General features: G+C 50.3%; 20 protein-coding genes and 2 pseudogenes. 17 read left to right on the plus strand and 5 right to left on the minus strand.

The annotated features are described in order from the left end of the window. The 14 genes and pseudogenes from AC9UES_RS03280 to AC9UES_RS03345 all read left to right on the plus strand — a co-directional run. A partial coding sequence (locus tag AC9UES_RS03280; protein WP_509526813.1) for a DNA polymerase occupies positions 1-635 on the plus strand: 635 nt, incomplete at its 5' end. A gap of 144 nt (positions 636-779) precedes the next feature. Next, complete coding sequence (rpsA, locus tag AC9UES_RS03285; RefSeq protein WP_509526815.1) at positions 780-2,246, plus strand: 30S ribosomal protein S1; 1,467 nt, start codon at positions 780-782, stop codon at positions 2,244-2,246. A 70-nt stretch (positions 2,247-2,316) separates the two neighbouring features. Beyond that, positions 2,317-2,919 (plus strand): dephospho-CoA kinase, encoded by a 603-nt coding sequence (gene coaE / locus AC9UES_RS03290; RefSeq protein WP_509526817.1) that lies wholly within the window; start codon positions 2,317-2,319, stop codon positions 2,917-2,919. Position 2,920: 1 nt separating this feature from the next. Further along, positions 2,921-4,993, plus strand: coding sequence for an excinuclease ABC subunit UvrB (gene uvrB / locus AC9UES_RS03295; RefSeq protein ID WP_509526819.1), 2,073 nt, complete (start codon positions 2,921-2,923; stop codon positions 4,991-4,993). A gap of 31 nt (positions 4,994-5,024) precedes the next feature. Next, a complete protein-coding gene (gene uvrA, locus AC9UES_RS03300; protein ID WP_509526821.1) occupies positions 5,025-7,886 on the plus strand; it encodes an excinuclease ABC subunit UvrA in 2,862 nt (953 codons plus the stop codon). Next, positions 7,887-9,746: an excinuclease ABC subunit UvrC gene (gene uvrC, locus AC9UES_RS03305; RefSeq protein WP_509526823.1), complete on the plus strand. Its 1,860-nt coding sequence runs from the start codon at positions 7,887-7,889 to the stop codon at positions 9,744-9,746. It begins immediately after the preceding gene. Positions 9,747-9,797: 51 nt separating this feature from the next. Beyond that, on the plus strand, positions 9,798-10,673 hold the full coding sequence (rapZ, locus tag AC9UES_RS03310; RefSeq protein WP_509526825.1) for an RNase adapter RapZ: 876 nt from the start codon (positions 9,798-9,800) through the stop codon (positions 10,671-10,673). A 3-nt stretch (positions 10,674-10,676) separates the two neighbouring features. Then, positions 10,677-11,657: a DNA-binding protein WhiA gene (whiA, locus tag AC9UES_RS03315; RefSeq protein WP_509524247.1), complete on the plus strand. Its 981-nt coding sequence runs from the start codon at positions 10,677-10,679 to the stop codon at positions 11,655-11,657. Between the two features lie 48 nt (positions 11,658-11,705). Next, the gene (locus AC9UES_RS03320; RefSeq protein WP_509526827.1) at positions 11,706-12,329 is read left to right on the plus strand and encodes a superoxide dismutase; all 624 of its coding nucleotides are present in this window, start codon (positions 11,706-11,708) and stop codon (positions 12,327-12,329) included. A 71-nt stretch (positions 12,330-12,400) separates the two neighbouring features. Further along, positions 12,401-13,405 (plus strand): type I glyceraldehyde-3-phosphate dehydrogenase, encoded by a 1,005-nt coding sequence (gene gap / locus AC9UES_RS03325; protein WP_509526829.1) that lies wholly within the window; start codon positions 12,401-12,403, stop codon positions 13,403-13,405. A 2-nt stretch (positions 13,406-13,407) separates the two neighbouring features. After that, on the plus strand, positions 13,408-14,610 hold the full coding sequence (locus AC9UES_RS03330) for a phosphoglycerate kinase (RefSeq protein ID WP_509526831.1): 1,203 nt from the start codon (positions 13,408-13,410) through the stop codon (positions 14,608-14,610). Continuing rightward, on the plus strand, positions 14,607-15,392 hold the full coding sequence (gene tpiA, locus AC9UES_RS03335) for a triose-phosphate isomerase (RefSeq protein WP_509526833.1): 786 nt from the start codon (positions 14,607-14,609) through the stop codon (positions 15,390-15,392). Before AC9UES_RS03330 ends, tpiA begins: the two co-directional genes overlap by 4 nt. A gap of 32 nt (positions 15,393-15,424) precedes the next feature. Further along, positions 15,425-15,670, plus strand: a complete 246-nt coding sequence (gene secG / locus AC9UES_RS03340; protein ID WP_509524261.1) for a preprotein translocase subunit SecG — start codon at positions 15,425-15,427, stop codon at positions 15,668-15,670. An 8-nt stretch (positions 15,671-15,678) separates the two neighbouring features. After that, positions 15,679-16,029: pseudogene (locus AC9UES_RS03345) on the plus strand (RNA polymerase-binding protein RbpA); the annotation flags it as partial. Positions 16,030-16,360: 331 nt separating this feature from the next. On the opposite strand, the gene AC9UES_RS03350 reads toward AC9UES_RS03345, so the two are convergent. The 3 genes from AC9UES_RS03350 to tkt are packed head-to-tail and all read right to left on the minus strand — an operon-like array spanning position 16,361 to position 21,152. Then, positions 16,361-17,962, minus strand: a complete 1,602-nt coding sequence (locus AC9UES_RS03350) for a phosphoglucose isomerase-related protein (protein WP_509526835.1) — start codon at positions 17,960-17,962, stop codon at positions 16,361-16,363. Next, complete coding sequence (gene tal, locus AC9UES_RS03355) at positions 17,962-19,065, minus strand: transaldolase (protein ID WP_509526837.1); 1,104 nt, start codon at positions 19,063-19,065, stop codon at positions 17,962-17,964. The genes AC9UES_RS03350 and tal overlap by 1 nt, the downstream gene beginning before the upstream one ends. Then, the gene (gene tkt / locus AC9UES_RS03360; RefSeq protein ID WP_509526839.1) at positions 19,062-21,152 is read right to left on the minus strand and encodes a transketolase; all 2,091 of its coding nucleotides are present in this window, start codon (positions 21,150-21,152) and stop codon (positions 19,062-19,064) included. The genes tal and tkt overlap by 4 nt, the downstream gene beginning before the upstream one ends. A gap of 178 nt (positions 21,153-21,330) precedes the next feature. Here tkt and AC9UES_RS03365 point away from each other — a divergent pair, with 178 nt between their 5' ends. Further along, positions 21,331-22,257 (plus strand): heme o synthase, encoded by a 927-nt coding sequence (locus AC9UES_RS03365; protein WP_509526841.1) that lies wholly within the window; start codon positions 21,331-21,333, stop codon positions 22,255-22,257. Here AC9UES_RS03365 and AC9UES_RS03370 read toward each other — a convergent pair. Then, positions 22,234-23,598, minus strand: coding sequence for a cryptochrome/photolyase family protein (locus tag AC9UES_RS03370; protein ID WP_509526843.1), 1,365 nt, complete (start codon positions 23,596-23,598; stop codon positions 22,234-22,236). The genes AC9UES_RS03365 and AC9UES_RS03370 overlap by 24 nt on opposite strands. Then, complete coding sequence (locus AC9UES_RS03375) at positions 23,595-24,539, minus strand: COX15/CtaA family protein (protein ID WP_509526845.1); 945 nt, start codon at positions 24,537-24,539, stop codon at positions 23,595-23,597. Before AC9UES_RS03375 ends, AC9UES_RS03370 begins: the two co-directional genes overlap by 4 nt. 114 nt (positions 24,540-24,653) lie before the next feature. Between AC9UES_RS03375 and sufB the strand changes: the two genes are divergently transcribed. Together sufB and AC9UES_RS03385 are read left to right on the plus strand one after the other, a co-directional pair. Then, positions 24,654-26,072, plus strand: a complete 1,419-nt coding sequence (gene sufB / locus AC9UES_RS03380; RefSeq protein WP_509526847.1) for a Fe-S cluster assembly protein SufB — start codon at positions 24,654-24,656, stop codon at positions 26,070-26,072. Next, positions 26,072-26,429, plus strand: a pseudogene (locus AC9UES_RS03385) (Fe-S cluster assembly protein SufD); the annotation flags it as partial. The gene sufB and the pseudogene AC9UES_RS03385, both read left to right, overlap by 1 nt.

Raw genomic sequence — 26,429 nt, forward strand, 5'->3', positions numbered from 1 at the left:
AAGACCCAGGTCTCATCGAAGCTTTCAAAGCGGGTGAGGATCTCCACCGGTTTGTAGGCTCGAGAATCTTCGGCGTAAAACCCCTGGAGGTGACTTCCGAAATGCGTGCTCAAGTAAAGGCCATGAGCTATGGCTTGGTGTACGGGTTAAGCGAGTACGGGTTAGCCAAGCAGCTGGGTCTGTCCAATGCCGACGCGAAGCAATTAATGAAGGATTACTTCGAGCGATTCGGGGGAGTAAGAAGGTATCTAGCCAAGGTTGTAGAGGACGCCAAGGCTGTTGGGTACACCACTACCTATCATGGGCGCCGAAGACCATTTGATGATCTGAACAGTTCGATATTTCAAGTTAGGGAAAATGCGCGTCGGGCCGCCTTGAACGCCCCAATCCAAGGAACCGCTGCTGACATCATGAAAATGGCGATGAATCAGATTCAGGAGGCAATCGAGGCTACTCGAATGCAATCAAGGATGCTTCTTCAAGTTCACGATGAGCTGGTTTTTGAGGTCTTCGCGGGGGAGGCAAAGGCCTTAGAGGAGCTGGTTTTGGACAAAATGTCCAATGTTGTGAAGTTGTCGGTCCCCTTGGATGTCCAAATCGGGACTGGCAAGAGCTGGGACAAGGCCGCTCACTAGAGCTTTGTCTCCAACCGCGTTAGCAGGTAGGCTTATGGGGCGCGAGAGCGCAATCCCTTATCCGCCGTTGCGGTAGCAATTTCCCTCCTTTTATGGAGCGCTATCGCGACCTGAGTATGCAAAGCAAATGGAGCACCTTTCTCTATGACAACAGAATCAACCACCAAGGCCCCAAAGCAAGTTGCCATCAACGACATTGGCACAGCCGAAGAATTCCTAGCAGCCGTTGAAAAAACCCTCAAGTTCTTTAATGACGGAGACCTTATTCAAGGAACCGTTGTAAAAATTGATCGCGACGAGGTTCTGCTAGATGTTGGATACAAGACCGAAGGTGTTATTCCTTCCCGTGAACTCTCAATCCGCCACGATGCTGACCCAGGAGACATCGTCTCAGTTGGCGACACCATCGAAGCTCTTGTATTGCAGAAGGAAGACAAAGAAGGTCGCCTAATACTTTCAAAGAAGCGTGCTCAATACGAGAGAGCGTGGGGTGATGTTGAGAAAATCAAGGCAGCTGACACTACCGTTACTGGAACTGTCATTGAAGTCGTCAAGGGTGGTCTCATCGTTGATATCGGTCTCCGGGGTTTCTTACCCGCTTCCCTTATTGAGCTTCGCCGTGTTCGTGACCTAGCTCCTTATCTTGGTCAAGAAGTTGAAGCAAAAATTCTTGAGCTAGACAAGAACCGCAACAACGTTGTTCTTTCAAGACGAGCATTACTCGAGCAGAGTCAATCTGCATCCAGGTCTACCTTCCTCGCAGATCTTGCTAAGGGTCAGATTAGAACTGGTGTTGTTTCATCGATTGTAAACTTCGGTGCATTCATTGACCTTGGCGGCGTAGACGGTTTGGTCCACGTGTCAGAGCTTTCTTGGAAGCACATCGAGCATGCGTCAGAAGTCGTCGAGATCGGTCAAGAAGTAACTGTAGAGGTTTTGGAAGTTGATCAAGAGCGTGAGAGGGTTTCACTGTCTCTGAAGGCAACTCAAGAGGACCCTTGGCAAGTATTTGCTAGAACTCATTCGATTGGCCAGTACGCACCAGGCAAGGTGACCAAGCTTGTTCCATTCGGTGCTTTCGTTCGTGTTGCTGATGGCATCGAAGGACTTGTTCACATCTCTGAGCTATCAACCAAGCACATCGAATTAGCTGAGCAGGTTGTGTCTGCAAACCAGGATGTCTTCGTCAAGGTCATTGACATTGACCTTGAAAGACGAAGAATCTCACTTTCCTTGAAGCAGGCGCTTGAAGAAGTTGATCCAGAGGGTAAGGACTTCAACCCTGCACTTTATGGAATGTACGCGGAGTACGACGAGAAGGGTGACTACAAGTACCCGGATGGCTTCGACCCTGCAACTAGCGAATGGCAGCCTGGCCACGAAGAGGCAAGGGCCAAGTGGGAGAAGGAATACTCCGAAGCCAACGCTCGCTGGGCAGAACACAAGAAGCAGGTTGCTGTTGCAAATGAGCTTGCAGCCTCTTTGCCGGATGTACCTGCGCCGAGCCAAACACCTGTTGAGTCAAGTAGTTCTGCAGAAGAATCAGCAGGCACACTCTCCGACGATCAGTCACTCGGTGCTTTGCGTGACAAGCTTGCGGACAAAGAATAGAAGAAAAGCAGTTTTTGAATCGGGGCCTGGATATTCCAGAGCCCCGTTTCGAGCTTTATAGAATGGGTTAATGTATCTCGTCGGACTAACAGGTGGCATAGCCTCTGGTAAGTCCTATGTCGCAAGCTTGTTGGGGGAGCTTGGTGCAAGCACCGTCGATGCAGATCAGGTTGCCAGACAGGTCGTTGTTCCTGGGTCTACAGGTCTCGTGCAGGTTGTTGGAGCATTTGGCTTTGAGATTCTACTTCCAAGCGGTGAACTAGACCGCATCAAATTGGGAAATATCGTGTTTGCCGATGCTGAGAAAAGAATTGAGCTTGAGAAGATCCTGCATCCTTTGATAAAGGAGCGGACAACGAAACTTATCAGCGAGCAAGCCTCGGACATCGTCGTCTACGCCGTGCCGCTTTTGGTTGAAGCCAATGTTGATTACCCCTTCGATGCCATCATCACAGTTGAGGCCGGGGTTGAGAATCAGGTAGCCAGACTAATGAACTCTCGACAGATGGCCGAAGCCGACGCCAGGGCACGAATTGGAGCCCAAACAAGCTCAGCTGAGCGCAGGGCAAGGGCAAACTACGTTATTGATAGCTCTGGAACAAAGGAGCAAACGAGGCTTCAAGTCGCTGAGGTTTGGACAAAATTACTCGAGGCAGCAAAGGCGAAGGGTTAGCGTGCAGCGAACTAGATCTTTTACGCCCTTCAAGGTGGAAAGCGATTTCAAACCCTCAGGCGACCAACCAACGGCAATTGCTGATTTGGTCCGTCGAATAAGCGCGGGTGAAAAGGACGTTGTCTTGCTTGGGGCAACCGGAACAGGTAAGTCAGCAACAACGGCTTGGCTTATTGAAGCCCTTCAACGCCCAACTCTTGTCATGGCACACAACAAGACTCTTGCCGCACAGCTAGTAACGGAGCTTCGGCAGATGTTTCCAAATAACGCAGTTGAGTACTTCGTTAGCTACTACGACTACTACCAGCCGGAAGCTTACGTGCCGCAAACCGACACTTTCATTGAGAAGGATTCCAGCATCAACGAGGAAGTTGAGCGGCTTCGCTATTCAGCCACCATGAGCCTACTGTCCAGACGAGATGTAATCGTAGTATCCACCGTTTCCTGCATCTACGGGCTAGGTGCCCCAAGGGAGTACTTGGACCAATCAATCCCACTTCAAGTTGGTCAAAAAATTGATAGAGATGAGCTCATCAGAGAGTTCGTGAAAATCCAGTATCAGCGCAACGACATTGATTTCTCCAGAGGCAACTTCCGCGTTAAGGGCGACACCATTGAAATAATCCCCGTTTACGATGAGTTTGCAACGCGAGTCGAGTTCTTTGGTGACGAAATTGAAGCGATCTACTCGCTACACCCGTTGACGGGTGATGTCATAAAGAAACTTGACTCTGTTGGGATTTTTCCTGCCAGTCACTATGTAGCCTCTCCGGTGCAGATGGGGCGTGCCATTGAAGAGATCGAAAACGAACTAGCTGCAAGACTGCGCGAGTTTGAATCAGCCGGAAAGTTGCTCGAAGCCCAGCGAATCAAGATGAGAACAAACTTTGACCTAGAGATGATTCGAGAGCTCGGTTTTTGCTCAGGAATCGAGAACTACTCGAGGCACATCGATGGCAGAGCTGCGGGGGAACCACCATCTTGTCTACTTGATTATTTCCCAGAGGATTTCCTAACAGTAATTGACGAATCGCACGCCACAGTGCCGCAAATCGGTGCTATGTACGAAGGCGACTCTTCTAGAAAACGAACCTTGGTTGAACACGGCTTTAGGCTGCCATCGGCGCTTGACAATAGGCCCCTTCGCTGGAGCGAGTTCCAGCAGCGAGTCGGGCAGACTGTGTATCTGTCAGCGACTCCCGGAAAGTATGAGCTTGCTGCTGCCGATGGTGTGGTCGAGCAGATAATCAGGCCTACTGGTCTAGTAGACCCAAAAATTGTGCTCAAGCCAACCAAAGGTCAAATTGATGACTTGCTTGAAGAGATTCGATTAAGGGCAGCTAAGAATGAGCGTGTTCTAGTGACCACTCTCACTAAGAAGATGTCAGAAGAACTTACCGACTTCCTATCTGAAGCCGGCGTGAAAGTAAGATACCTGCATTCTGATGTCGATACTCTCAAACGAGTAGAGCTTCTTAGGCAGCTTCGTCAAGGCGTGTTCGATGTCTTAGTTGGCATCAATTTGCTGCGAGAAGGTCTTGATCTTCCGGAGGTTTCTCTGGTTGCAATACTTGATGCAGATAAGGAGGGCTTTCTTCGTTCAGCCACTTCTTTGGTGCAAACAATTGGAAGGGCTGCTCGAAACATCAATGGTGAGGTTCACATGTATGGCGATAACCTCACAGAGTCGATGCGTAAGGCAATCGATGAGACCACCAGAAGGCGTGAGAAGCAGGTTGCCTACAACAAGAAACTTGGTGTCGACCCCCAGCCACTTCAGAAGAAGATTATTGACATCACAGACCAGATCGAGCGCGAAGAGCTTGACACTGCTGAACTTATCGCTGAACTTGGGAAGGCTAAAGGCCGTAAGGCAACCGCAGTCCCACTGCGATCAAACCGAGGCATTGCGGCCATGGCCCAGGACGAGATTCTCGCGGTTGTTATGGATCTCGACGCCCAAATGAGGCATGCCGCGAGCGAGCTCCAGTTTGAACTTGCGGCGAGGCTTCGCGATGAAATCGCCGAACTCAAGCATGAACTAAGGCAAATGAAAAAGGCTGGGCACATCTAGAGCCGCGTGGCTCAGAGCTAAGCTAGGAAGAATGAGCGCCAAAAACACAATGAATCTTGACCATCTGGTGGTCAAGGGTGCGCGGGTTCACAACCTAAAAAACATCACGGTTGAGATGCCGCGCAATTCTCTGGTTGTTTTCACTGGACTTTCAGGCTCAGGTAAATCCTCTTTAGCATTTGACACAATATTTGCCGAGGGTCAAAGGCGTTATGTCGAGTCGCTTTCGGCCTATGCAAGGCAGTTTTTGGGTCAGGTCGATCGCCCTGACGTCGATTTCATAGAGGGCCTTAGCCCTGCCGTTTCTATCGACCAGAAGTCAACAAATCGTAATCCGAGATCAACGGTTGGAACGATCACTGAGATCCACGATTACCTTAGGTTGCTCTGGGCGAGAATCGGAATCGCTTATTGCGCTGAGTGTGGCGAGAGAATTGTCAAGCAAACACCGCAGCAGATTGTTGATCAGATACTTGAAAATTCCGAGGGAACCAAGTTCCAAGTTCTCGCCGAACTGGTAGATCAGAAAAAAGGCGAGTTCTCTGACCTGTTTCGCGATCTGATTTCACAAGGATATGCAAGAGCTGTTGTAGACGGCGAGACTATAACCCTGGCTGACGCAAAGCCGCTAAAGAAGACTTTCAAGCACGACATCGCTGTGGTTGTGGACCGTTTGGCTATAAAGGCGGGAATCTCTGGCCGCCTCACAGATTCAATTGAGACCGCACTAAAGCTTGCCGGAGGCAAAGTAACAATTGATTTTGTGGACCGAAAGGGTAAGGACGCTAAGCGAAGTTTCTCTGAGCTGATGTCTTGCCCGAATGATCATCCATTGGCTCTAACGGAGATAGAGCCTCGCACGTTTTCCTTCAATGCGCCTTTCGGAGCCTGCCAAGCGTGTTCAGGTCTTGGCACCAAGATGGCAGTCGACGAGGATCTTGTTATTGGTGACCCAGATGCATCAATTCTTGATGGTGTGATTCTGCCATGGTCAACCCAAGGAAAAGGATTGTTTCACTACTTCTCTAGGATGCTTCAGGGCTTAGCAAAAGATCTTTCGTTCTCGCTAAAGACTCCTTGGAGTGATTTACCTGAAGAAGTGAGATTTGCAGTCCTTAACGGAAACGACTTCGATGTTCAGGTGAAGTGGAAGAACAGGTACGGTCGCGAATTGCGATACACAACTGGCTTCGAGGGAGTTCTAAAGTACATCGAGCGGAAGTACCTCGAGTCTGAAAACGACTACTCCAGAGGTAAATGGGCAGGATTTCTAAGGGAGATCAACTGCCCCGCTTGCGATGGCGCAAGACTGAGGCCCGAGGTTCTTGCCGTAAGGGTCGGTAAGTCCTCAATTGCCGACGTTGCATCGCTTAGCTTGGGTCAGTGCGTCGAGTTCTTCGCTGGCATCAAACTTGACAAGCGCGATGAGATGATCGCCGCACAGGTACTGCGCGAGATTCGAGCAAGGCTGGATTTTCTAATGGCAGTTGGGTTGGATTACCTCTCGCTTTCCAGAGCAGCTGGGTCTCTATCGGGTGGTGAAGCACAGCGCATTAGGTTAGCAACACAGATCGGCTCAGGCCTGACCGGAGTGCTTTATGTGCTTGATGAGCCATCTATTGGCTTGCACCAAAGAGACAACAGGCGATTAATTGAAACACTTCTAAAGCTTCGAGACCTTGGAAACACATTGGTGGTCGTGGAGCACGACGAGGACACCATCAAGACCTCAGATTGGATTGTCGACATCGGACCAGGTGCCGGAGTCGACGGCGGTTCAGTGGTGCACTCCGGAACATACAAAGACCTCCTGCAGAACAAGGCATCCATAACCGGGGACTACCTTGCTGGTAGAAAGAGCATTTCCACACCGAAAAAGCGAAGGGCCATTGATCCCAAAAGGACCCTTTCTGTCGTTGGCGCAAAGGCAAACAACCTAAAGAACCTGACGGTAAATTTTCCACTCGGGGTCTTTATTGCTGTTACCGGAGTTAGTGGTTCAGGCAAATCGTCATTGGTGAACGATATCTTGTATAACGTTCTAGCAAACTCTCTCAACGGGGCGAAGCTTGTTGCGGGCAAGCACACTCGGATAACCGGTGTAAATCAACTCGACAAGGTTGTCCACGTCGACCAGAACCCTATCGGTAGAACACCACGTTCTAACCCTGCCACTTACACAGGCGTATTTGATCACATTCGAAAGCTCTTCACAGAAACCTCCGAATCAAAAGCACGTGGTTACCAGCAGGGACGCTTCTCCTTCAACGTAAAAGGAGGCCGCTGCGAGGCCTGTAGTGGAGATGGAACAATACGGATCGAGATGAACTTCTTACCGGATGTATACGTTCTGTGCGAGGTTTGCCATGGAGCCAGGTACAACCGCGAGACGCTGCAAGTCAAATACAAGGGAAAGTCAATTTCTGAGGTCTTGGAGATGCCGATTGCTGAGGCTGCTGTCTTTTTTGAAGCCATAAACTCGATCTCTCGATACTTGGTGACTCTTGTTGATGTAGGTCTTGGATATGTTCGCTTGGGGCAGTCCGCAACCACTCTGTCTGGGGGAGAGGCCCAACGAGTCAAACTTGCAACCGAACTGCAGCGCAGGTCAACGGGTAGAACCATATATGTTCTTGATGAGCCAACGACTGGATTGCATTTCGAAGACGTTAGAAAGTTGCTGATTGTTCTCAACTCTCTCGTTGACAAAGGCAACACTGTAATCGTGATTGAGCACAATCTTGATGTCATAAAGTCTGCCGACTGGTTACTAGATCTTGGCCCCGAAGGCGGGTTCCGCGGTGGCGAACTCGTTGCCGAAGGTACTCCGGAGCAGGTAGCTAAGAACAAGGCAAGCTTCACGGGAACATTCTTGAAGGAAGCACTTAGCTAAATGGCAAACGAGCTTTCGTTTAGGCCAAAGACCTCGGAAATACCAACACGACCGGGTGTATATCGTTTCTATGACAGCAAGAGAAGAATTCTCTACGTTGGGAAAGCTAAGAACCTAAGGGCTAGGCTGCAAAGCTACTTTGCACCTCTTGATTCACTGCACGAGCGAACGAGGCGCATGGTGCAAAGCGCGGTCGATGTGGACTGGACCATAGTAAAGACTGAATTCGAAGCCTTGCAGTTGGAATTCACATGGATCAAGGAATTTAGTCCACCCTTCAACATTCGCTTCAAAGACGACAAATCATATCCATACCTTGCAGTTTCTATGGCTGATAAGGTCCCACGCGTTTTTGTCACTCGCAACCGGGAGCTAAGAGGAGTCAAATACTTCGGCCCATACACCCAAGCTTGGGCACTAAGACAAACACTCGACACACTTCTGAAAGCCTTTCCAGTTCGGTCCTGTTCATCCGGTGTGTTCGCAACCGCAAAGAGAAGTAATCGCCCATGCCTCTTGGCGGATATTGGCAAATGTTCAGCGCCCTGTGTATCACGAGTAACCGAGCAAGAGCACGTTGACATCGCTAAGGAGCTCGTTAACTTCATGAGCGGCATGGACCCTGAACAGGTTGAGATCTTGAGAGAGAAAATGCATTTAGCCTCCAAGAATGAGAACTTCGAGCTGGCTGGAAGGCTTCGAGATAACATTGAGGCGCTTGAAACTGTTCTTGAGAAAAGCACCGTGGTTTTCAGCGACTTAACTGACGCTGATCTTTTTGGAATTGCCCACGATGAGCTAGCTGCCACGATTTCACTGTTCTCTGTTCGTGGCGGACGTATTCGCGGAGTACGAGCATGGACGATGGACAAAGAGCTTGATCAAAGTCTTGACGATCTGGTTCGACAAATTGTCTTGTTCGCTTACTCTCCGGTAGCCGGGGTAGAGGCACCTTCAATACCCAAGGAAGTTTTGGTTCCATCGCTACCCGAAGACTCTAGTGATTTGGAGCTGTTTCTTGCCGCGTTGCGTGGCTCGGCGGTTTCTCTTCGTGTTCCCAAAAGAGGGGATAAGGCGGCATTGGCTCAGACAGCGCTAGAAAATGCTGAACATGCCTTGGCGCTTTACAAAACAAGAAGAGTTTCTGATTTCGCTGCCCGCACCGCGGCACTGAACAAACTAGCTGCCGCCCTAGACCTTTCCGACGCGCCACTGCGTATTGAGTGCTACGACATCTCACATCTGTCCGGCACCGACATTGTTGGCTCCATGGTTGTGTTTGAAGATGGCCTGCCCAAAAAGGCACACTATAGGCAGTTCAACATTGATTCAGCACAAGATGACACCGACGCTATCTTTCAGGTACTGACGCGAAGACTAAAGTATCTTCGAGATCCAGAGACCGTTGATGAGGGCAGATTCAGTTACGTGCCATCGTTGATTGTTGTTGACGGAGGTATTGGGCAAGTGAACGCAGCAGCTCGTGCAATTGAAGCTAGCGGTGTAACAGGGCTTGCAGTTTGCGGTTTGGCGAAGCGCCTCGAAGAGGTTTGGCTGCCAGGAAATGAAAACCCAATCATCTTGCCAAGAGCCTCTGAGGAACTCTTTTTGTTACAGCGGCTTCGAGATGAGTCCCATAGGTTCGCATTAACCGCCTCTAGACGTAAGCGGTCCAGTGCCATCTCATCAACGCTGCTTGAGATACCAGGGCTTGGAGAAAAGCGAGTGATGGCTCTTTTGAAACGATTTGGCTCTGCAAAGCGCCTCAAGATTGCCACTTTGGAGGAAATCTCAGATGTTGCAGGTATTGGAAGAGAGCTCGCAGGTCATATTTTGGAGCGAATACAGCTCGAGCAATAACGCACTCGGGCGTGTCGGAATTTGATTAGACTTGTGACCCGAAAGGGTGCAATGGTCGAGAATCTAAGGCACGAGCTGCTGGTTGTAACAGGTATGTCGGGTGCTGGCCGCTCTACAGTAGGTAACGCGCTTGAAGACCTTGGCTGGTACGTTGTGGACAATCTTCCCCCAATCATGCTGGGCCCAATAACTGATCTTTTCTCGAATACAAAGACCCCTGTTCCAAGACTTGCAGTAATTATCGATGTTAGAGGTGGCGAGTTCTTTACAGAGCTTGAGGAGAACATTGCTCTTTTGGAAGGTAAAAGCATAAGCGTCAGAGTGGCATTTCTAGAAGCTAACGACGGAACTCTTGTCAAAAGGTTCGAGTCGGTCAGGCGGCCTCATCCGCTGCAGGGAACCGGAACAATTCTCGATGGTATCGCTGAGGAGCGAAGAAGGCTGCTACCGCTTCGGGAATCCGCCGATGTGGTCATCGACACTTCTGATTTGAACGTCCATCAACTCTCCACCAAGACCGCAGAGCATTTCTCCCTTGAGGCAACTAGCAAGCTCTTGCTAACTATCGTTAGTTTTGGTTTCAAGTACGGTATCCCGGCAGATGCTGACAATGTTGCTGATGTTCGGTTCATTCCAAACCCGTTCTGGAACGAAGAACTACGCCCATACACTGGCTTAGACCAGCAGGTAAGTGATTACGTTCTGTCTCAAGAGGGCGCGATGGAGTTTGTAACAAGCTACATTAAATCGCTTGCGCCAGTTCTTTCCGGATATGATCGTGAGAACAAACATTATGCGACGATTGCTATTGGATGCACCGGTGGTAAGCACAGATCTGTAGCTGTCGCAACTGAGCTCGGTAAGGCTTTAGCGGGAAACAAAGACATCGCCGTTACGGTCAGACACCGTGACTTGGGCAAGGAGTAGTAAATGGCACTAACAGCAGACATTAAAGACGAGTTGGCAAGAATAGATGTTCCAAAAAGCGCTGTTCGTGCTGCTGAACTGGCCACAATTCTTCGTCTCGCAGGTGGGCTACACCTGGTATCTGGCAAGGTGGTAATCGAAGTCGAGCTTGACTCAGCGCAGGTTGCTAGGCGAGTGAGAAAAGATCTAACAGAGCTTTTTGGTTGCGAAAGTGAACTTTCAGTTATCTCGGCTGGTGGAATTAGAAAAACCAGTAGATACCAAATCCGTGTTTTGGGTCAAGGTGACACCCTTGCACGACAAACAGGTCTAGTAGATAGTCGCGGTCGTCCTGCCAGGGGACTTCCAGCAACTCTTGTAGCGGGTTCCATTGGTGAAGCTCAGGCTGTTTGGCGCGGGGCGTTTTTAGCTCACGGTTCACTAACTGATCCAGGCAGATCTGCCGCACTCGAGGTTACAGCTCCTGGAAACGAGGTTGCAATGGCTCTTGTTGGCGTTGCAAGAAGACTGGGTATCGTCGCTAAACCCCGCGAGGTGCGCGGTATGTTCCGAGTAGTGATCAGAGACGGTGATGCGATCTCAGCCATGCTGACTCAAATGGGTGCCCATGGGCAGCTGCTGAAGTGGGAAGAGCTAAGACTACGCCGGGAGGTTAGGGCAACTGCAAACCGACTAGCTAACTTCGATGACGCAAACCTGCGTCGCTCCGCCCAAGCAGCCGTTGCCGCCGGTGCGAGAGTCGGTCGGGCCCTTGAGATCCTTGGCGAGGATATCCCTAAACACCTGAAGTATGCAGGGGAGCTGCGCCTAAAGCATAAGCAGGCAAGCCTTGATGAGCTTGGCAGACTTGCTAATCCTCCAATGACCAAAGATGCGGTAGCTGGAAGGATTAGGCGGCTTTTATCCATGGCTGACAAGCGAGCAGAAGAGCTGGGAATTGACGGCACAGACGCATTCTTGCCAGAAGAGCTTGAAAACGACTAGAGAAGATTTCATCACGCATAATAGAAGTACAAACGAATAGGACAGCAAATGGGCAAGTACACACTTCCAGATCTTGGTTACGACTACGGCGCACTAGAGCCAAACATTTCAGGTCGCATTATGGAATTGCACCACGACAAGCATCATCTTGCATACGTCAACGGGGCCAACAGCGCTCTCGATCTTTTGGCAGAAGCACGAGACAAGAACGATCTAACCTGGGTTAACAAGCTCCAGAAAGACCTGGCTTTTAATCTCGCAGGGCACGTGAATCACACCGTATTTTGGAGGAACCTGAGCCCAGATGGTGGCGACAAGCCAACCGGAGAGATGGCAGCAGCAATTGACGAGTTCTTCGGAAGCTATGACGGTTTTAGAGCCCACTTCACCGCGTCTGCCCTTGGCATTCAGGGCTCTGGCTGGTCAATTCTTGCTTGGGACATTCTTGGATCCAAGCTAATCATTGAGCAGCTGTACGACCACCAAGGAAACCTTGCTCCCGCCACAATTCCGCTGTTGATGCTGGATATGTGGGAGCACGCGTTTTACCTCGACTACCAGAACGTTAAGGCTGATTACGTGGCCGCATTCTGGAAGATCGTGTCGTGGCCAGATGTCCAGGCTCGTTTCGAGGCAGCTCGCGGCCAAACAAAGGGCTTACTGCTAGTCTGATAACTCCACCCGAGGCCGCGTGGATTTCCTGTTGAAAATCGCGCCTCTGGCGCCAAGCGAAATGGAACCCCTTGACAACAAAAGTTGGCATAAATGGCTTTGGAAGAATTGGTCGCAACTACCTACGGGCAGAATTAGCTAAAGGTACCGATCTAGAGATCGTGGCCGTAAATGACCTATCGGATCCGAAGGCTCTCGCCCATCTACTTAAATATGACTCGGTCACAGGTCGCCTAAACCAAGATGTTCGAGTCGAGGGTCAGCACATTCTGGTCGGTGACTACAAGATCAAAGTTTTAGCTGAGAAAGACCCGGCAAATCTCGGTTGGGGAGATCTCGGTGTTGACATCGTTATCGAGTCAACTGGTCGGTTTACAGATGCCAAGGACGCAGTAAAGCATATCCAGGCTGGAGCCAAAAAGGTGCTTATCTCCGCGCCGGCAACCGGTGAGGATGCGACCTTCGTTATCGGTGTCAACGAGCATCTCTATGACCCAGCAAAGCATCACATCATCTCAAACGCTTCTTGCACAACCAACTGTCTTGCACCCCTTGCCAAGGTGTTCAACGATGAGTTTGGGATTGTAAATGGTCTGATGACCACAATCCATGCTTACACTGCTGATCAGAACCTTCAGGATGGCCCACACGGTGACCTTCGCCGGGCTCGAGCCGCTGCAATAAACATCGTTCCATCATCAACTGGAGCAGCGAAAGCTATCGGTATCGTGCTTCCAGAGCTAAAGGGAAAACTTGATGGCTTTGCACTTCGGGTTCCAGTTCCGACCGGTTCGATTACTGATTTAACCTTGGTGTCAGCCAAGAAGGTAACGATCGAAGAGATTAAGGCAGCCTACAAGAAGGCTGCGGCCGGACCGCTAAAGGGAATTCTTCTTTACACCGAAGACGAGATCGTATCCTCAGATATAGTCACCGACCCACACTCATCGATATTTGATGCGGGTCTTGTGAAGGTTATTGACAACACCGTGAAAATTAGTGCCTGGTATGACAACGAGTGGGGTTATTCAAACAGACTTGTTGACCTCACTGTTTTGGTTGCGAACAAACTCTAACCTTGAGAACTCTATCTACCCTTGGACAGCTTGAATCAAAGCGAGTCCTTCTTCGCTGCGATCTAAATGTTCCGATCGACGATGGTGTTATCAGCGACGACGGACGAATACGAGCCTCGCTACCGACAATCAAACATCTAATCGAGCAGGGTGCAAAAGTTATCATCTGCTCACACCTTGGCAGACCAGAAGGCTCCAAGGTTGAAAAGTATTCGCTTCGCCCAGTGGCAACTAGATTGGCTGAACTTCTTGGTAAACCCGTTTCGTTTTCAGACGACTGCGTTGGAAAGGAAGCGCAAGACCAGGTCTCAAGGATTTCGAATAGGGAAGTCCTACTCCTTGAGAATCTACGCTTTCACTCGGCGGAAACAAGTGATTCTGCAACCGAACGCAATGATTTTGCAGCGAAACTTGCCGGGCTCGCAGATTTATACATCGGTGATGGCTTTGGTGTGCTGCATCGCAAGCAAGCGAGCGTTTTTGAGGTTGCAAATTTGCTTCCAGCAGCAGCAGGCTTCTTGGTTGAAAAGGAACTTTCTGTGCTCGAGCAGCTTATGAGCAGTCATTCACATCCATACACGGTTGTTCTGGGTGGCTCTAAAGTTTCAGATAAGTTGGGCGTTATATCAGCTCTGCTACCAAGAGTGGATAACCTGTTGATTGGTGGAGGCATGGCTTTCACCTTCCTTGCGGCTCTTGGCCACAAAGTTGGCAAGAGCTTGCTCGAGGAGTCGCAAATCGACACCGTCAGGGGATATTTTGAGCAGGCCAAGGCTCTTGGTGTAAACATCGTCCTACCAACCGATATTCTGATGGCAAGTACATTTGGCGCCGATGCAGAATTCGTAGTCGCTCAAGCGGATCAACTTGAACAGACCCAGTTCGGTGTGAACGGGATTGGATTAGACATTGGCCCAGATACCGCTCAGAAGTTTGCAGAGATTGTCTCTTCTTCAAAGCTTTGTTTCTGGAACGGCCCAATGGGAGTCTTTGAGTTTGAAAGCTTTAGTGACGGAACAAGGTGCGTGGCTTCGGCCCTCACAAAAGTTCAGGGCCTTGGGGTAGTTGGAGGTGGGGATTCCGCAGCCGCTGTTAGAACCCTTGGCTTCAAAGACAGTGAGTTTGGGCACATCTCAACCGGTGGTGGAGCTAGTCTTGAGTATTTGGAAGGAAAATCCCTTCCCGGACTGGAGGTTCTCGCATGAGCGATCGCAAGCCGCTAATTGCTGGTAACTGGAAGATGAATCTCGACCACCAGCAGGCCATTGCACTGGTTCAAAAGATAGCATGGACCCTCAAGGACGTTGATCACGACTACGAAAAGGTTGAGGTGGCCGTTTTTCCACCCTTCACTGATTTGCGTACCGTCCAAACACTTCTGGACGCTGACAAGCTTTTGCTTCGCCTCGGCGCCCAGGATGTTTCTAAGCACGAATCCGGTGCATACACCGGCGAGGTGGCCGGAGCATTTCTCAAGAAGCTGAATGTTGAGTACGTTCTGGTTGGACACTCGGAGAGGCGCCAACAACACAACGAAGATGATGAGCTGGTTCGGGATAAGGTTGCCGCTTGCTTCAAGAACAAGCTCGTTCCGGTCATCTGCGTTGGAGAGACTCTGGAAGAATTGGAAGCGGAAGGTGCAGCTGCGGTCCCCGTTAGGCAACTGACCAAAGCCCTTGAGGGCCATAAGGATGTTGGAGATTTTGTTGTGGCCTATGAGCCGGTTTGGGCTATTGGCACAGGAAAAGTTGCCACGAGCGAGCAGGCTGCAGAGGTTGCAAAGAAGCTCCGTGAAACCATAGCTGAACTGATATCTCCCGAGACTGCAGAACAGACCAGGATCTTGTACGGCGGATCCGTAAAGAGCGCAAATGTCGCCGGATTCCTTGCTTCCCCAGAGGTTGACGGGGTTTTGGTTGGGGGAGCAAGCCTTGTGGTGGACGAGTTCACTGGTATTTGCCGCTTCCAGAAGCATGTCAGCTTATAATCTTCTAGTACTTATAAAGAACAGGTAAATCAATGGCTGCAATCCAAATCGCACTTCAGGTGCTGCTAGCAATCACCAGCTTGCTGCTTATCCTCATGATTTTGCTACACAAAGGAAGAGGTGGCGGACTTTCAGACATGTTCGGTGGCGGAGTTACTACAAACGTCTCTTCCTCTGGGGTTGCTGAGAGAAACCTGAATCGCATCACCATCATCTTGGGCCTTGTTTGGGTTGGCTCAGTCATTGCACTTGGTCTGTTCACCAGGTTCGGGTTTTAGGGGATATTTTGGCAAGCGGAGGATCAGCAATAAGAGGCTCTCGCGTTGGCGCGGGTCCAATGGGGGAGCAGTACCGCGGTTTCAAGTCTGAGAGAGTTGTACGCCACTACTACTGCATCAACGGACACACTCAGAGTCCACAGTTCGCTGCTCACGTAGACCCTGCTGAGATTCCAGAGATGATTGACTGCCCCAACTGTGGTCTCCCTGCGGGTCAGGACAAAAAGAACCCACCTGAGATTTTGAAGAACGAACCATACAAAACTCATCTTGCCTACGTGAAAGAACGCCGGACCTCAGATGAGGCTAAGGCACTTCTTGATGAGGCTCTTTCGTCTATTAAGGACCGCCGTGCCAAACTTGCCGAGGCCGCTAAGAAGCAACTCAAAGAAGAAGCCGCTCGCACAGTAGCAGCGAAAGCCCAGGCAGTAAAAATGGCGGCTGAGAAAGCTAAAGCAGCAAAGGCCGTGAAACCCGTAAAGCCGACAAAGCCTGTCAAGCCGGTTAAGGCTCCAGCCAAGAAAGCTGCTAAGTCTGTTGTCAAAAAGCCTGCTGCCAAGAAATCGGCACCAGCCAAGGTCGTTAGAAAAACTGCTAAGGCACCACCGAAGGCGAAGGCAACTTCCAAGAAGGCTGCTACTAAAAAAATCGTTTCAAAGGTCGCCAAGAAGAAGAAGTAATCACCAAAGACTATTTCGATTCAAGAATATCTCTGACCAGGTCCAAGACCCTGTCTTTATCAGCAAAGAAAAGCGTTAGAACTGGTCGCCCAGCTTCGGACAAGACATTCGCATCCCCAACTGCTTGAGAGTTCATAAGTTCCGCAAATCCGAAATCACGGCCAGGAACCCGAATGTCATTTTCTTCCGTTCCGATTAGCTGAAGAAAAATCCCTTGAGCAGGACCTCCCTTGTGGTACTGACCCGTGGAGTGCAGAAACCTCGGACCCCAACCAAAAGTAGTTGGCCTAGCCGAAGCTTCCGCAATAACGTCTCGAAGCTTCTCAAAGCCGACATGGCGATTACGGTCAAGATAGGCGTGTATGGCAAAGTAACTCTCCTTTTCCGCCGAAGCTAAGAACAGGACGAGTGCATCGTGGAGCGTTGAGTTAGGTCCTAAGTTCAAATTTCTGGCGAACACGTCTACTCCAGAGTCTGTAAACAGGGGACTTTGGCTAGATGATTTGTTTTCTAAGAATGCACGGGATGCAACCTTTGCGGACTCGACATCTGGCTGATCGAAAGGGTTTACACCGAGTAGCTTTGCGGCGACGACTGTTGCGACCTCCCATAGAAGAAGTTGGCTTCCTAAAGATCCAGACACTGCTACATCAAAATCGCAATCGGATACCTCGTCGACGAGGCCGACAGTCAAAAAGTCGTCAGGAAGAGTCGCAAGCTCAGGGGAGTCGCGTTCAAGAACAATCGGAAGAACGCCGCGACCAATCTTTCCTGTCGACTCGGCAATAAGCTGCTCCATCCAGTCTCCAAGCCCGACAATCTTGTTGCTGACTGAAACAATACCCATCTTGTCCTTGTAGCCAGAGCCTGACTCGCTTCTGGCCATGGCTACCCCAAGAACCAATCCGGGGTTACTTGGTTCATCGAGGCAAAGTACCTCAGCTGCCGAAACTGCTTCCAGCAATATCGGCTTCATGTCAACACCTGCAAGCATCGAAGGCACGACTCCAAAAGCTGTGAGCGCGGAGAATCTTCCTCCAACATTCGGGTTGGCCAGAAACACACGATAGCCATCAGTTGTGGCTTGTTTTTGCATTGGGGATCCTGGGTCGGTAACAATAATGATTCGTTCAACCGTTTTTATACCAGCGCGATCAAACGCATCCTCGAATGCACGCTTTTGCGAATCGGTCTCCACCGTCGAGCCCGACTTAGACGAAACAATCACGACGGTTCGATCAAGATCTTTCGACAAAGCGTCACTTACTTGAGAAGGGTAAGTGGAGTCCAAAACAACCAAATCAACCCCAGCGGTTGCTGCAATAACCTCCGGTGCTAGAGAGGAGCCCCCCATTCCACAGAGCACGATTCTAGACAGCCCTTTGCTTTGATGCTCAGCCCTGAGAGCGCTTAGCTCTGGTAGCAGCTCTAGTGATTCGTTTGCGGCATCTACCCAGCCGAGGCGAATAGAGGACTCGGCCTCGGCGTCCTTACCCCAGATGGTGTGGTCCCTAGCGAAGATCCTGCTGGCGATTTTCTCGCGCACTAGCACCGGTACAAAGAGCTCAACCGCTGACTCCGACGCACCCCTGGTTGAAACTTTCAAGCTCATTAGTTACCTTGCAGCGCCTTCGAGACGGTGTCCAAAAGATCGTTCCAGGAGGCAACAAACTTGTCCACGCCTTCACCCTCCAGAAGGGCAACAACATCGTCGTATGAAATACCTTGCTCTTTCAATGCTGCTAGAACTACTCTCGACTGCTCGTACGTTCCGGTGATAGTGTCGGGGGAGACAACTCCGTGGTCAAAGACCGCTTCCATGGTGCCCTCTGGCATCGTGTTTACAAGCTCTGGGGCAACCAGTTCCGTGACATACAACGTGTCAGGTAGCGATGGGTCCTTGACTCCAGTAGATGCCATGAGTGGGCGCTGCTTGTTCGCCCCAGCCTGCTCAAGGTCCTTCCAATCAGAGGCTGCAAACTCTAACTCAAAGAGCTCATAGGCCAATCTTGCGTTTGCAAGCGCTGCCTTTGACTTCAAATCAATTGCCTGCTGGGTACCAATTGCATCTAGTCTCTTGTTGATTTCGGTGTCGACGCGCGAAACAAAGAACGAGGCAACTGAATGAATCTTGGATAGATCGTGTCCGTTCTGTTTTGCTTTGCTGATACCGTCCTTGAAGGCCTTGATGACAAGAGCGTATCGCTGAAGCGAGAAAATAAGAGTGACGTTCACAGAAATACCGGCAGCCAAAACTTCTGTGATTGCACTAAGACCTGGAACCGTGGCGGGAATCTTGATCATCACATTCTCGCGGTCCACAGCTTTGAATAGCTCTTTTGCCTGCGAGATTGTCTTTGCGGAGTCCATGGCAATACCGGGTTCAACTTCAATTGAGACGCGGCCGTCAACACCCTTGGTGGCCTGGTACACACCAGCGAAAACATCACAAGCCATGCGTACATCTTGGGTGGTCGCTTCGAATACAGCCTGTGATGCAGATGCACCCTTGGCAGAAAGGTCAGCTAGCTGCGTTGCATAGGCGTCACCTTTAGAGAAGGCCCCAGCAAATATTGTTGGGTTCGTTGTTACTCCAGAAACTGCACGAGACTCGATGAGCTCAGCGAGCGAGCCTGACTGAATCCGATCTCTTGATAGGTCATCTAGCCAGATGCTCACTCCGGCTTTATCTAGATCATGAAGTGGTGAGCTCATTTTCCTCCTCCCAGCACCGCTTTAGCTTTTGCCACAACGGCCTCGGCGGTGATGCCAAACTTTGCAAAAAGAGTTTTGTAGTCAGCAGAAGCGCCATAGTGCTCAATAGAAACCGAATCGCCCTGCGGCACATACTTTGACCAACCGAGAGCAAGACCTGCTTCGACCGATATTCTTGCCTGAACCGTCGCTGGTAGTACGCTCTCGCGGTAGGAATCAGATTGCTGCTCAAACCACTCAACACAAGGCATCGAAACAACGCGAGTTTTGATGCCGTTTTGCTCAAGCTCTAGCCTGGCCGCGATAGCCAACTGGACTTCAGAACCTGTTGCGATCAAAATCAGTTCCGGTTTCTTATCCGAAGCGTCTACCAAAACGTAGCCACCAAACTCCACATTGCTTGCAGAAGAAAGAACCTGTCCAGTCGCATCGGGTGAACTTCGATCGAAAACTGGGACGTTTTGGCGGGTTAGTGCTATTCCAGCGGGACCCAGCCTTCTTGACAGAATCTTTTTCCATGCAAAGCTCACTTCATTTGCATCTGCTGGCCTAACGATGTCGAGACCAGGAATAGCTCTTAGGGTTGCAAGCTGTTCAATTGGCTGATGAGTTGGGCCATCTTCACCTAAGGCAATCGAGTCATGAGTCCAGACAAATATGGAAGGAACTTTCATCAGAGCCGCTAGACGAACAGCCGGTCTCATGTAATCGCTGAATATCAAGAAGGTTCCACCATAGGAGCGAGTCTTTCCGTGCAGGGCAATTCCGTTCAAGATTGATCCCATAGCGTGTTCCCTGATTCCAAAGTGCAGCACGCGTCCGTATTGATCACATGCAAACTCATGTGTTGAGTGAATCTCTGGCACAAACGACTTAGCACCGGCAATGGTTGTGTTGTTGGATTCGGCAAGGTCTGCCGATCCACCCCACAGCTCTGGCATTACCTTGGCGATGGCATTGAGAACTTTTCCAGACGCTGCGCGAGTCGAAACATCCGTACCCGATTCAAAGACAGGCAAAACAGAGACAAGATCTGGAAGCTGGTTCTTTTCTAGACGATCAAACAATGCTGCATTTTCTGGATTTGCAGTTCTCCAAGACTGGAAGTCGATTTGCCACTGAGAAAGAACATCCTTGCTGCGATCTCTGAAGCCCCTGGTGTAGCTAATGACTCTATCGGCTACCTCGAAGTTCTTTGCTGGATCAAATCCGAGAACAGTTTTGAGTCCTGCAAGCTCGTCAGCTCCCAAGGCAGAGCCGTGAATCTTGCCAGTGTTCTGCTTTGTTGGTGCTGGCCATCCGATAATGGTTCGAATAGTAATAAGTGATGGCTTGTCGGTTTCTGCTTTAGCTTTCTGAATTGCTGAGTAAAGCTCCTGCATGTCCTCGTGGTATTCGCCTGATTTTCTCCAGTTCACGACCTGGACATGCCAACCGTATGACTCGTAGCGTCTCTCAAGATCCTCGGTGAACGCAATCTTGGTGTCATCCTCGATTGATATCTGGTTCGAGTCATACAACACAACTAGATTGCCAAGTTTCTGGTGACCAGCCAGAGACGAAGCTTCCGAGGTGACACCTTCCTGCATATCGCCGTCGCCAGCGATGCAAAAGATGTAGTGATCAAAAGGGCTGGTTCCTGCAGGTGCAGATGGGTCAAAAAGTCCTCTTTCAAACCTTGCGGCGTAGGCGAATCCAACTGCAGAGGCAAGACCTTGACCTAGTGGTCCAGTCGTGATCTCAACACCCTTGGTGTGTCCGTATTCGGGGTGTCCGGGGGTAAGAGAACCCCAGGTGCGAAGGGCTTGCAAATCCTTTAGTTCAAGACCGTAGCCGGTTAGGTACAGCTGGTTGTAAAGGGTCAGCGATGAGTGTCCCACGCTGAGTATAAAACGGTCCCTGCCAACCCAGTCTGGATTAGCTGGGTCATGCCTGAGCACTTTCTGGAAAAGTAGGTGAGCTACTGGAGCCAATGAGATCGCCGTGCCAGGGTGGCCATTTCCAACTTTTTCGACTGCATCAGCAGCCAGAACCCTCGCGGTGTCCACCGCTTCTTGGTCTAGCTTGGACCACTCAAGATTGTTCATAACCTACCTGTTCACCTGATACTCCAGAACTTTCGCGGAATGTCCACCAAACAGACTTGCACCCTTGCGATACAGGATTGGGGGTGTTCCACGACCTTAAGAATTACCTTACACACATACTCCTGGGACCCTTGGTTGCGCAGGGCTATAAGTTGGTCGCTTAGACTTAATTCAAATCATGAGCTCTCAAACCTTAGACACCGCGCCTGTCAGGCTTGGTTTCTGGCGCAAAGCCAAGGCCTATTTTGCCCTCACGAAACCGCGGGTTATCGAACTTCTTTTGATCGCAACGGTTCCGACCATGATTCTTGCCCAACGAGGCATTCCTGATCCTTGGCTCGTTATTGCAACGGTGTTTGGTGGAGCGTTGAGTGCTGGAAGCGCAAACGCTTTTAATTGCTACATTGATCGCGACATCGACAAGATTATGGGTAGGACGAAGGGCAGACCTCTGGTTACCGGCGACCTTTCTCCAAAAGAGGCATACTCGTTCGCTTGGGCTCTAGGGATACTCTCCGTGGTCTGGCTCGCTGTATTGGTGAACCCACTGGCAGCGATGCTTTCGCTTGCCGCAATACTGTTCTACGTTTTTGTCTACACATTGCTTCTAAAGCGTCGCACGCCACAAAACATTGTCTGGGGCGGCGCTGCAGGAGCCATGCCAGTTCTTATTGGCTGGGCCGCGGTTACTGGCGAACTCAATGCCGCAGCCTGGGTTTTGTTTCTCATTGTTTTCCTTTGGACCCCGCCACACTACTGGCCACTATCTCTTAGATACAAAACCGAATACAGCGACGCCGGGGTTCCGATGCTCCCAGTGGTTCGAAACGACACAACAGTTGGCGTGCAGATAGTTCTATATGCTTGGGCGCTTGTTGCCTCAACGCTATTGCTGATTCCGCTTGGGGGAATGGGGATCATCTACACGGCAGCTGCTTTGGTTACTGGCGGCCTGTTCTTAATGGAATCACACCGTCTAAACGCAGAAGCCGCAAAAGGTGAGATCAAGAACCCCATGCGGCTCTTTCATGGTTCGATTACATACTTGACAGTTCTGTTTGTTGCGATAGCTCTTGATCCGCTATTTTTCTTTAATCTCTTCTAGTCTTCGCAAACTTTCATCGCGCTCTTTCGAATGATCGAGCATTGGCTCGGGGTAGCCATTTATGAGCCCGTCAACTAGCAACCAAGGCTCGTGCACCTCGGGACCATCAAGATGTGAAAGCTCCGGAATGTACTTTCGAACATAGTTGCCATCTGGATCAAACTTGTACCCTTGCAAAACTGGATTGAATACTCGGTAGTAGGGCGAGGCATCCGTTCCACAGCCTGCCGTCCACTGCCAGCCATGCGAGTTCGAAGCAGGGTCGAAATCAGACAAACACTTTTCGAACCAGTCCGCTCCCAGTTGCCACTCCAAGTGCAAGTCTTTGACAAGAAAACTTGCAACAATCATGCGTACCCGGTTATGCATCCAACCTTCAGTGGCCAGTTGCCGCATACCCGCATCAATCATCGGAAAGCCGGTTGTTCCCTGTTTCCAGCGTTCGAGCTTCTGATCTGCTTCTTGTCCGGTGTCGTAACGCATTTTCGAAAACCTAGGAACGTAGTAGTCGTTGAGGGTATGTGGGTTTCTGAAAAGAACATCTGCATAAAACTCACGCCATGCAATCTCCTTGCGAAACACATTGTGACCATCTGTGTCTCTCAGATCTGACAAAAGAGTTCTTGGATGAATCTCGCCATGTGCTAGAGCGTGAGAAAGTTTGGATGTTCCTGAAAGGTCTGCGCGATTTCTGTTCTCTGAGTAGTCAAAAAGAGCTCGCTTCTTGAAGCGCTCAAAAGTCTCCAAGGCGAACTGCTCACCCGCACGAACCTTGAACTGGGCTGGCTTTGTAGGTCTAGGGATCTCTGCTTCTGATGCACGAACCCAGTTTGTTTTAGTTGGGAGCTTGAAAGGTTCAGGCCAACCTATTTCGAACCAGGCCTTGTAGAACGGCGTGTAAACACGATAGGCCGAGCCATCTCTTGGTTTAACTACAGCTCCTGGGGTTACCGCGTAGTTTGAACCCTCCAATACCAGTTTTTTACCAAGAGCGGCCAAAGATTTTGCAACCTGCTCTTGCTCGAGGATTCCTGCTGGGTCAAAGCTCTCGGTTGCATGAACAATTTCAACGTTTTCGCGTTGCGAAAGTCTTGCGAGCGCCTCAGCGGCTTCGCCCTCAAGCACTTGGAGTGCACCTGACATTGAATTGTTTAGCGATTCCAAGGACGCAACGATGGAGTGCTGTCGTATTCCACTCAGGATCTCAAATGTTCCCTGTTCAAAATTGAAACAGCCAAGCACTTTGGAGTCTCCATCACTAATGGCAGCTTCAGCGCAACGTGTCAGAGCCTCATTGTCTTGCAGCCTTAGATCCCTGCGGAACCAGAAGATCCTGCTCATTTGGCTGGTTCAACTCTTGTGTACTTGGAGCGCAGTGCCAAGAGTTGAAAAGTTAGCAAAGAGATAATCAACGAAGCGCCAAGCATGTGAACTCCTGCAAGGAGTGCTGGGACACCCAGGTTGGACTGCACCACGCCAAGTATTCCCTGAAGTATCGAAACGATTAGGAGAATACCTAAGGCCATGACAGCTGGATTCGAAGATGGACTAGTCGGGATGCTTCTTAGGGCCAGCGCTAGAGAAAGCAGCACCATCGCAGTCATCGTGTATGCAGGCCAGGAGTGATAGTGCTGCCAGGTTTCCAGATCAAATCCATTTCTGGGGGTTAGGGAATCGCCGGCGTGGGGTCCAGCACCGGTTACGACAACGCCCACAATCACTGTCAACCAGCCCACCACAAATATCGGCCAGGCCAGCAATACGGATTGATAGCTGATCGGTTCGTGCTTTGGTGAGTAAACCCGCCAAACCAGCACTGAGGCAATGCTGATAAGAACTCCCGATACTAAGAAGTGAGCCCCTACAACCCAAGAGTTGAGTCCAGTAAGAACCGTCACGCCTCCAAGCAGTGCCTGGGCAATAATTCCAAGTATCAGCAGAACTGCTGGCCATGTGAGACCAAAGCGCAATGACTTAACGGTTCTGCGGATGACAATGAAGGTAAGACCGGCGATTATCACCAATACGAAGGTTAGAAGTCGGTTCCCAAACTCAATGAGTCCATGAATACCCATCTCAGGAACAGAGACAAAGGACTCTTCAGTGCACTTTGGCCAGGTTGGGCAGCCCAAACCGGAACCGGTCAGCCGCACAAGTCCACCTGTCACCACAATTAGAATCTGGCTAACCAAAGAGGCCCAGGCGTAGGCCTTGAGTCTGACTGGGGCAAGAATCGATCTAAATGGTTGAATCAAACGCATAATTCCTGTCTGCTGATGCAATTTCGGGCAATGCTGGTAAACTTTAGTCAATTCCAGTTTCGCATTAACTTTGGCGCGGGAATGCATGGTTGCAAGAGTGGGTTTCACCTAGATATAACCAATAAAAGGAGCCAAATGTCCGACATCATCATCGACCGCCCCGAGCTAGATAGCCTCGGAAACTACGAGTACGGCTGGTCAGATGGCAACGACGCTGGAGCCTTCGCTAAGCGAGGGATCAGTGAGCAGGTTGTTAGGGACATTTCAGGTTTGAAAAACGAACCTGAGTGGATGCTGGACATGCGCCTAAAGGGTTACCAGTACTTTCTGAAAAAGCCAATGCCAGCTTGGGGATCGGACCTATCCGGAATTGATTTTGACAACATCAAGTACTTTGTTCGCTCAACCGAGAAGCAAGCCCAAAGCTGGGAAGACCTCCCCGACGAAATCAAGGCCACGTACGAAAAACTTGGTATCCCAGAAGCGGAGAGACAGCGTCTGGTTGCCGGTGTTGCAGCTCAGTATGAATCAGAAGTCGTTTACCACCAGATCAACGAAGAACTAGAAAAGCAAGGTGTTTTGTTCTTGGACACCGACACCGCATTGCGCGAGCACCCAGAGATGTTCAAGGAATACTTTGGAACTGTTATCCCGGCAGGAGATAACAAGTTTGCTGCGTTGAACACATCTGTTTGGTCCGGAGGTTCTTTTGTTTACGTGCCAAAGGGCGTTCGCGTTGAGATTCCGCTGCAGGCATATTTCCGAATCAACACCGAAAACATGGGTCAGTTCGAGCGAACTCTGATTATTGCTGATGAGGATTCTTATGTTCATTACATCGAGGGTTGCACCGCGCCAATTTACAAGTCAGATTCTTTGCATTCCGCGGTAGTTGAAATCATCGTGAAAAAAGGTGCCCGTGTTCGCTACACCACAATCCAAAACTGGTCCAACAATGTTTACAACCTCGTAACCAAGCGTGCAATCGCGCACGAAGGGGCGACCATGGAGTGGATTGATGGCAACATCGGCTCGAAGGTCACCATGAAGTACCCATCAGTCATCCTCGCTGGTGAGTACGCCAGGGGAGAAACCCTTTCGGTTGCATTTGCTGGAGAAGGTCAGCATCAAGATGCCGGGGCCAAGATGATTCATCTTGCACCCCACACCTCCTCTTCGATTGTTTCAAAGTCCATAGCTCGCGGTGGTGGAAGAACTTCCTACCGTGGCGAGATTCGCGTGAATCCTGGAGCCCATCACAGCGCGAACACAGTTCGTTGCGATGCACTTTTGGTTGACACCATTTCCAGAAGCGACACCTACCCAACCGTAGATGTTCGCGAGGACGATGTTTCTATGGGGCATGAGGCGACTGTCTCACGCGTTAGCGAAGAGCAATTGTTCTACCTGCAGTCAAGAGGCATGGCAGAAGATGAAGCAATGGCCATGATTGTTCGTGGATTCATCGAGCCAATCGCTAAAGAGCTGCCAATGGAGTACGCACTTGAGCTAAACAAGCTAATCGAAATGCAAATGGAAGGGGCTGTCGGATAGTGGCAGGCGCTTCAGAGACAATCCAGCATGGATTGTCAGAGCATTCTCATGGCTTTGGGGTTCCGATTCAAACCCGTTCAGAAAGAGTTAAATCGACCAAGCTTGAAGACTTTGCTGAGATCTCAACACGCGAAGAGCAGTGGCGCTACATCGGATCCGATGAGCTTGGTGGATTAGACAAGGCTGGACTAGAGGAATTCTCTGGCGACATTACTGCCACAACCGCAGAAGGGGTAGAAACCTCTTGGGTTGAATCAGATCATGCACTCTTTGGCTCTGCTGGTACTCCAGAAGACCGAGTATCTGCGGCTGGCTGGGAGGCAGCGAAAGCTGCCTATTTGATTTCTGTTCCAGCCA

The sequence above is a fragment of the Rhodoluna sp. genome (assembly GCF_044232805.1).
Lineage (GTDB): Bacteria > Actinomycetota > Actinomycetes > Actinomycetales > Microbacteriaceae > Rhodoluna.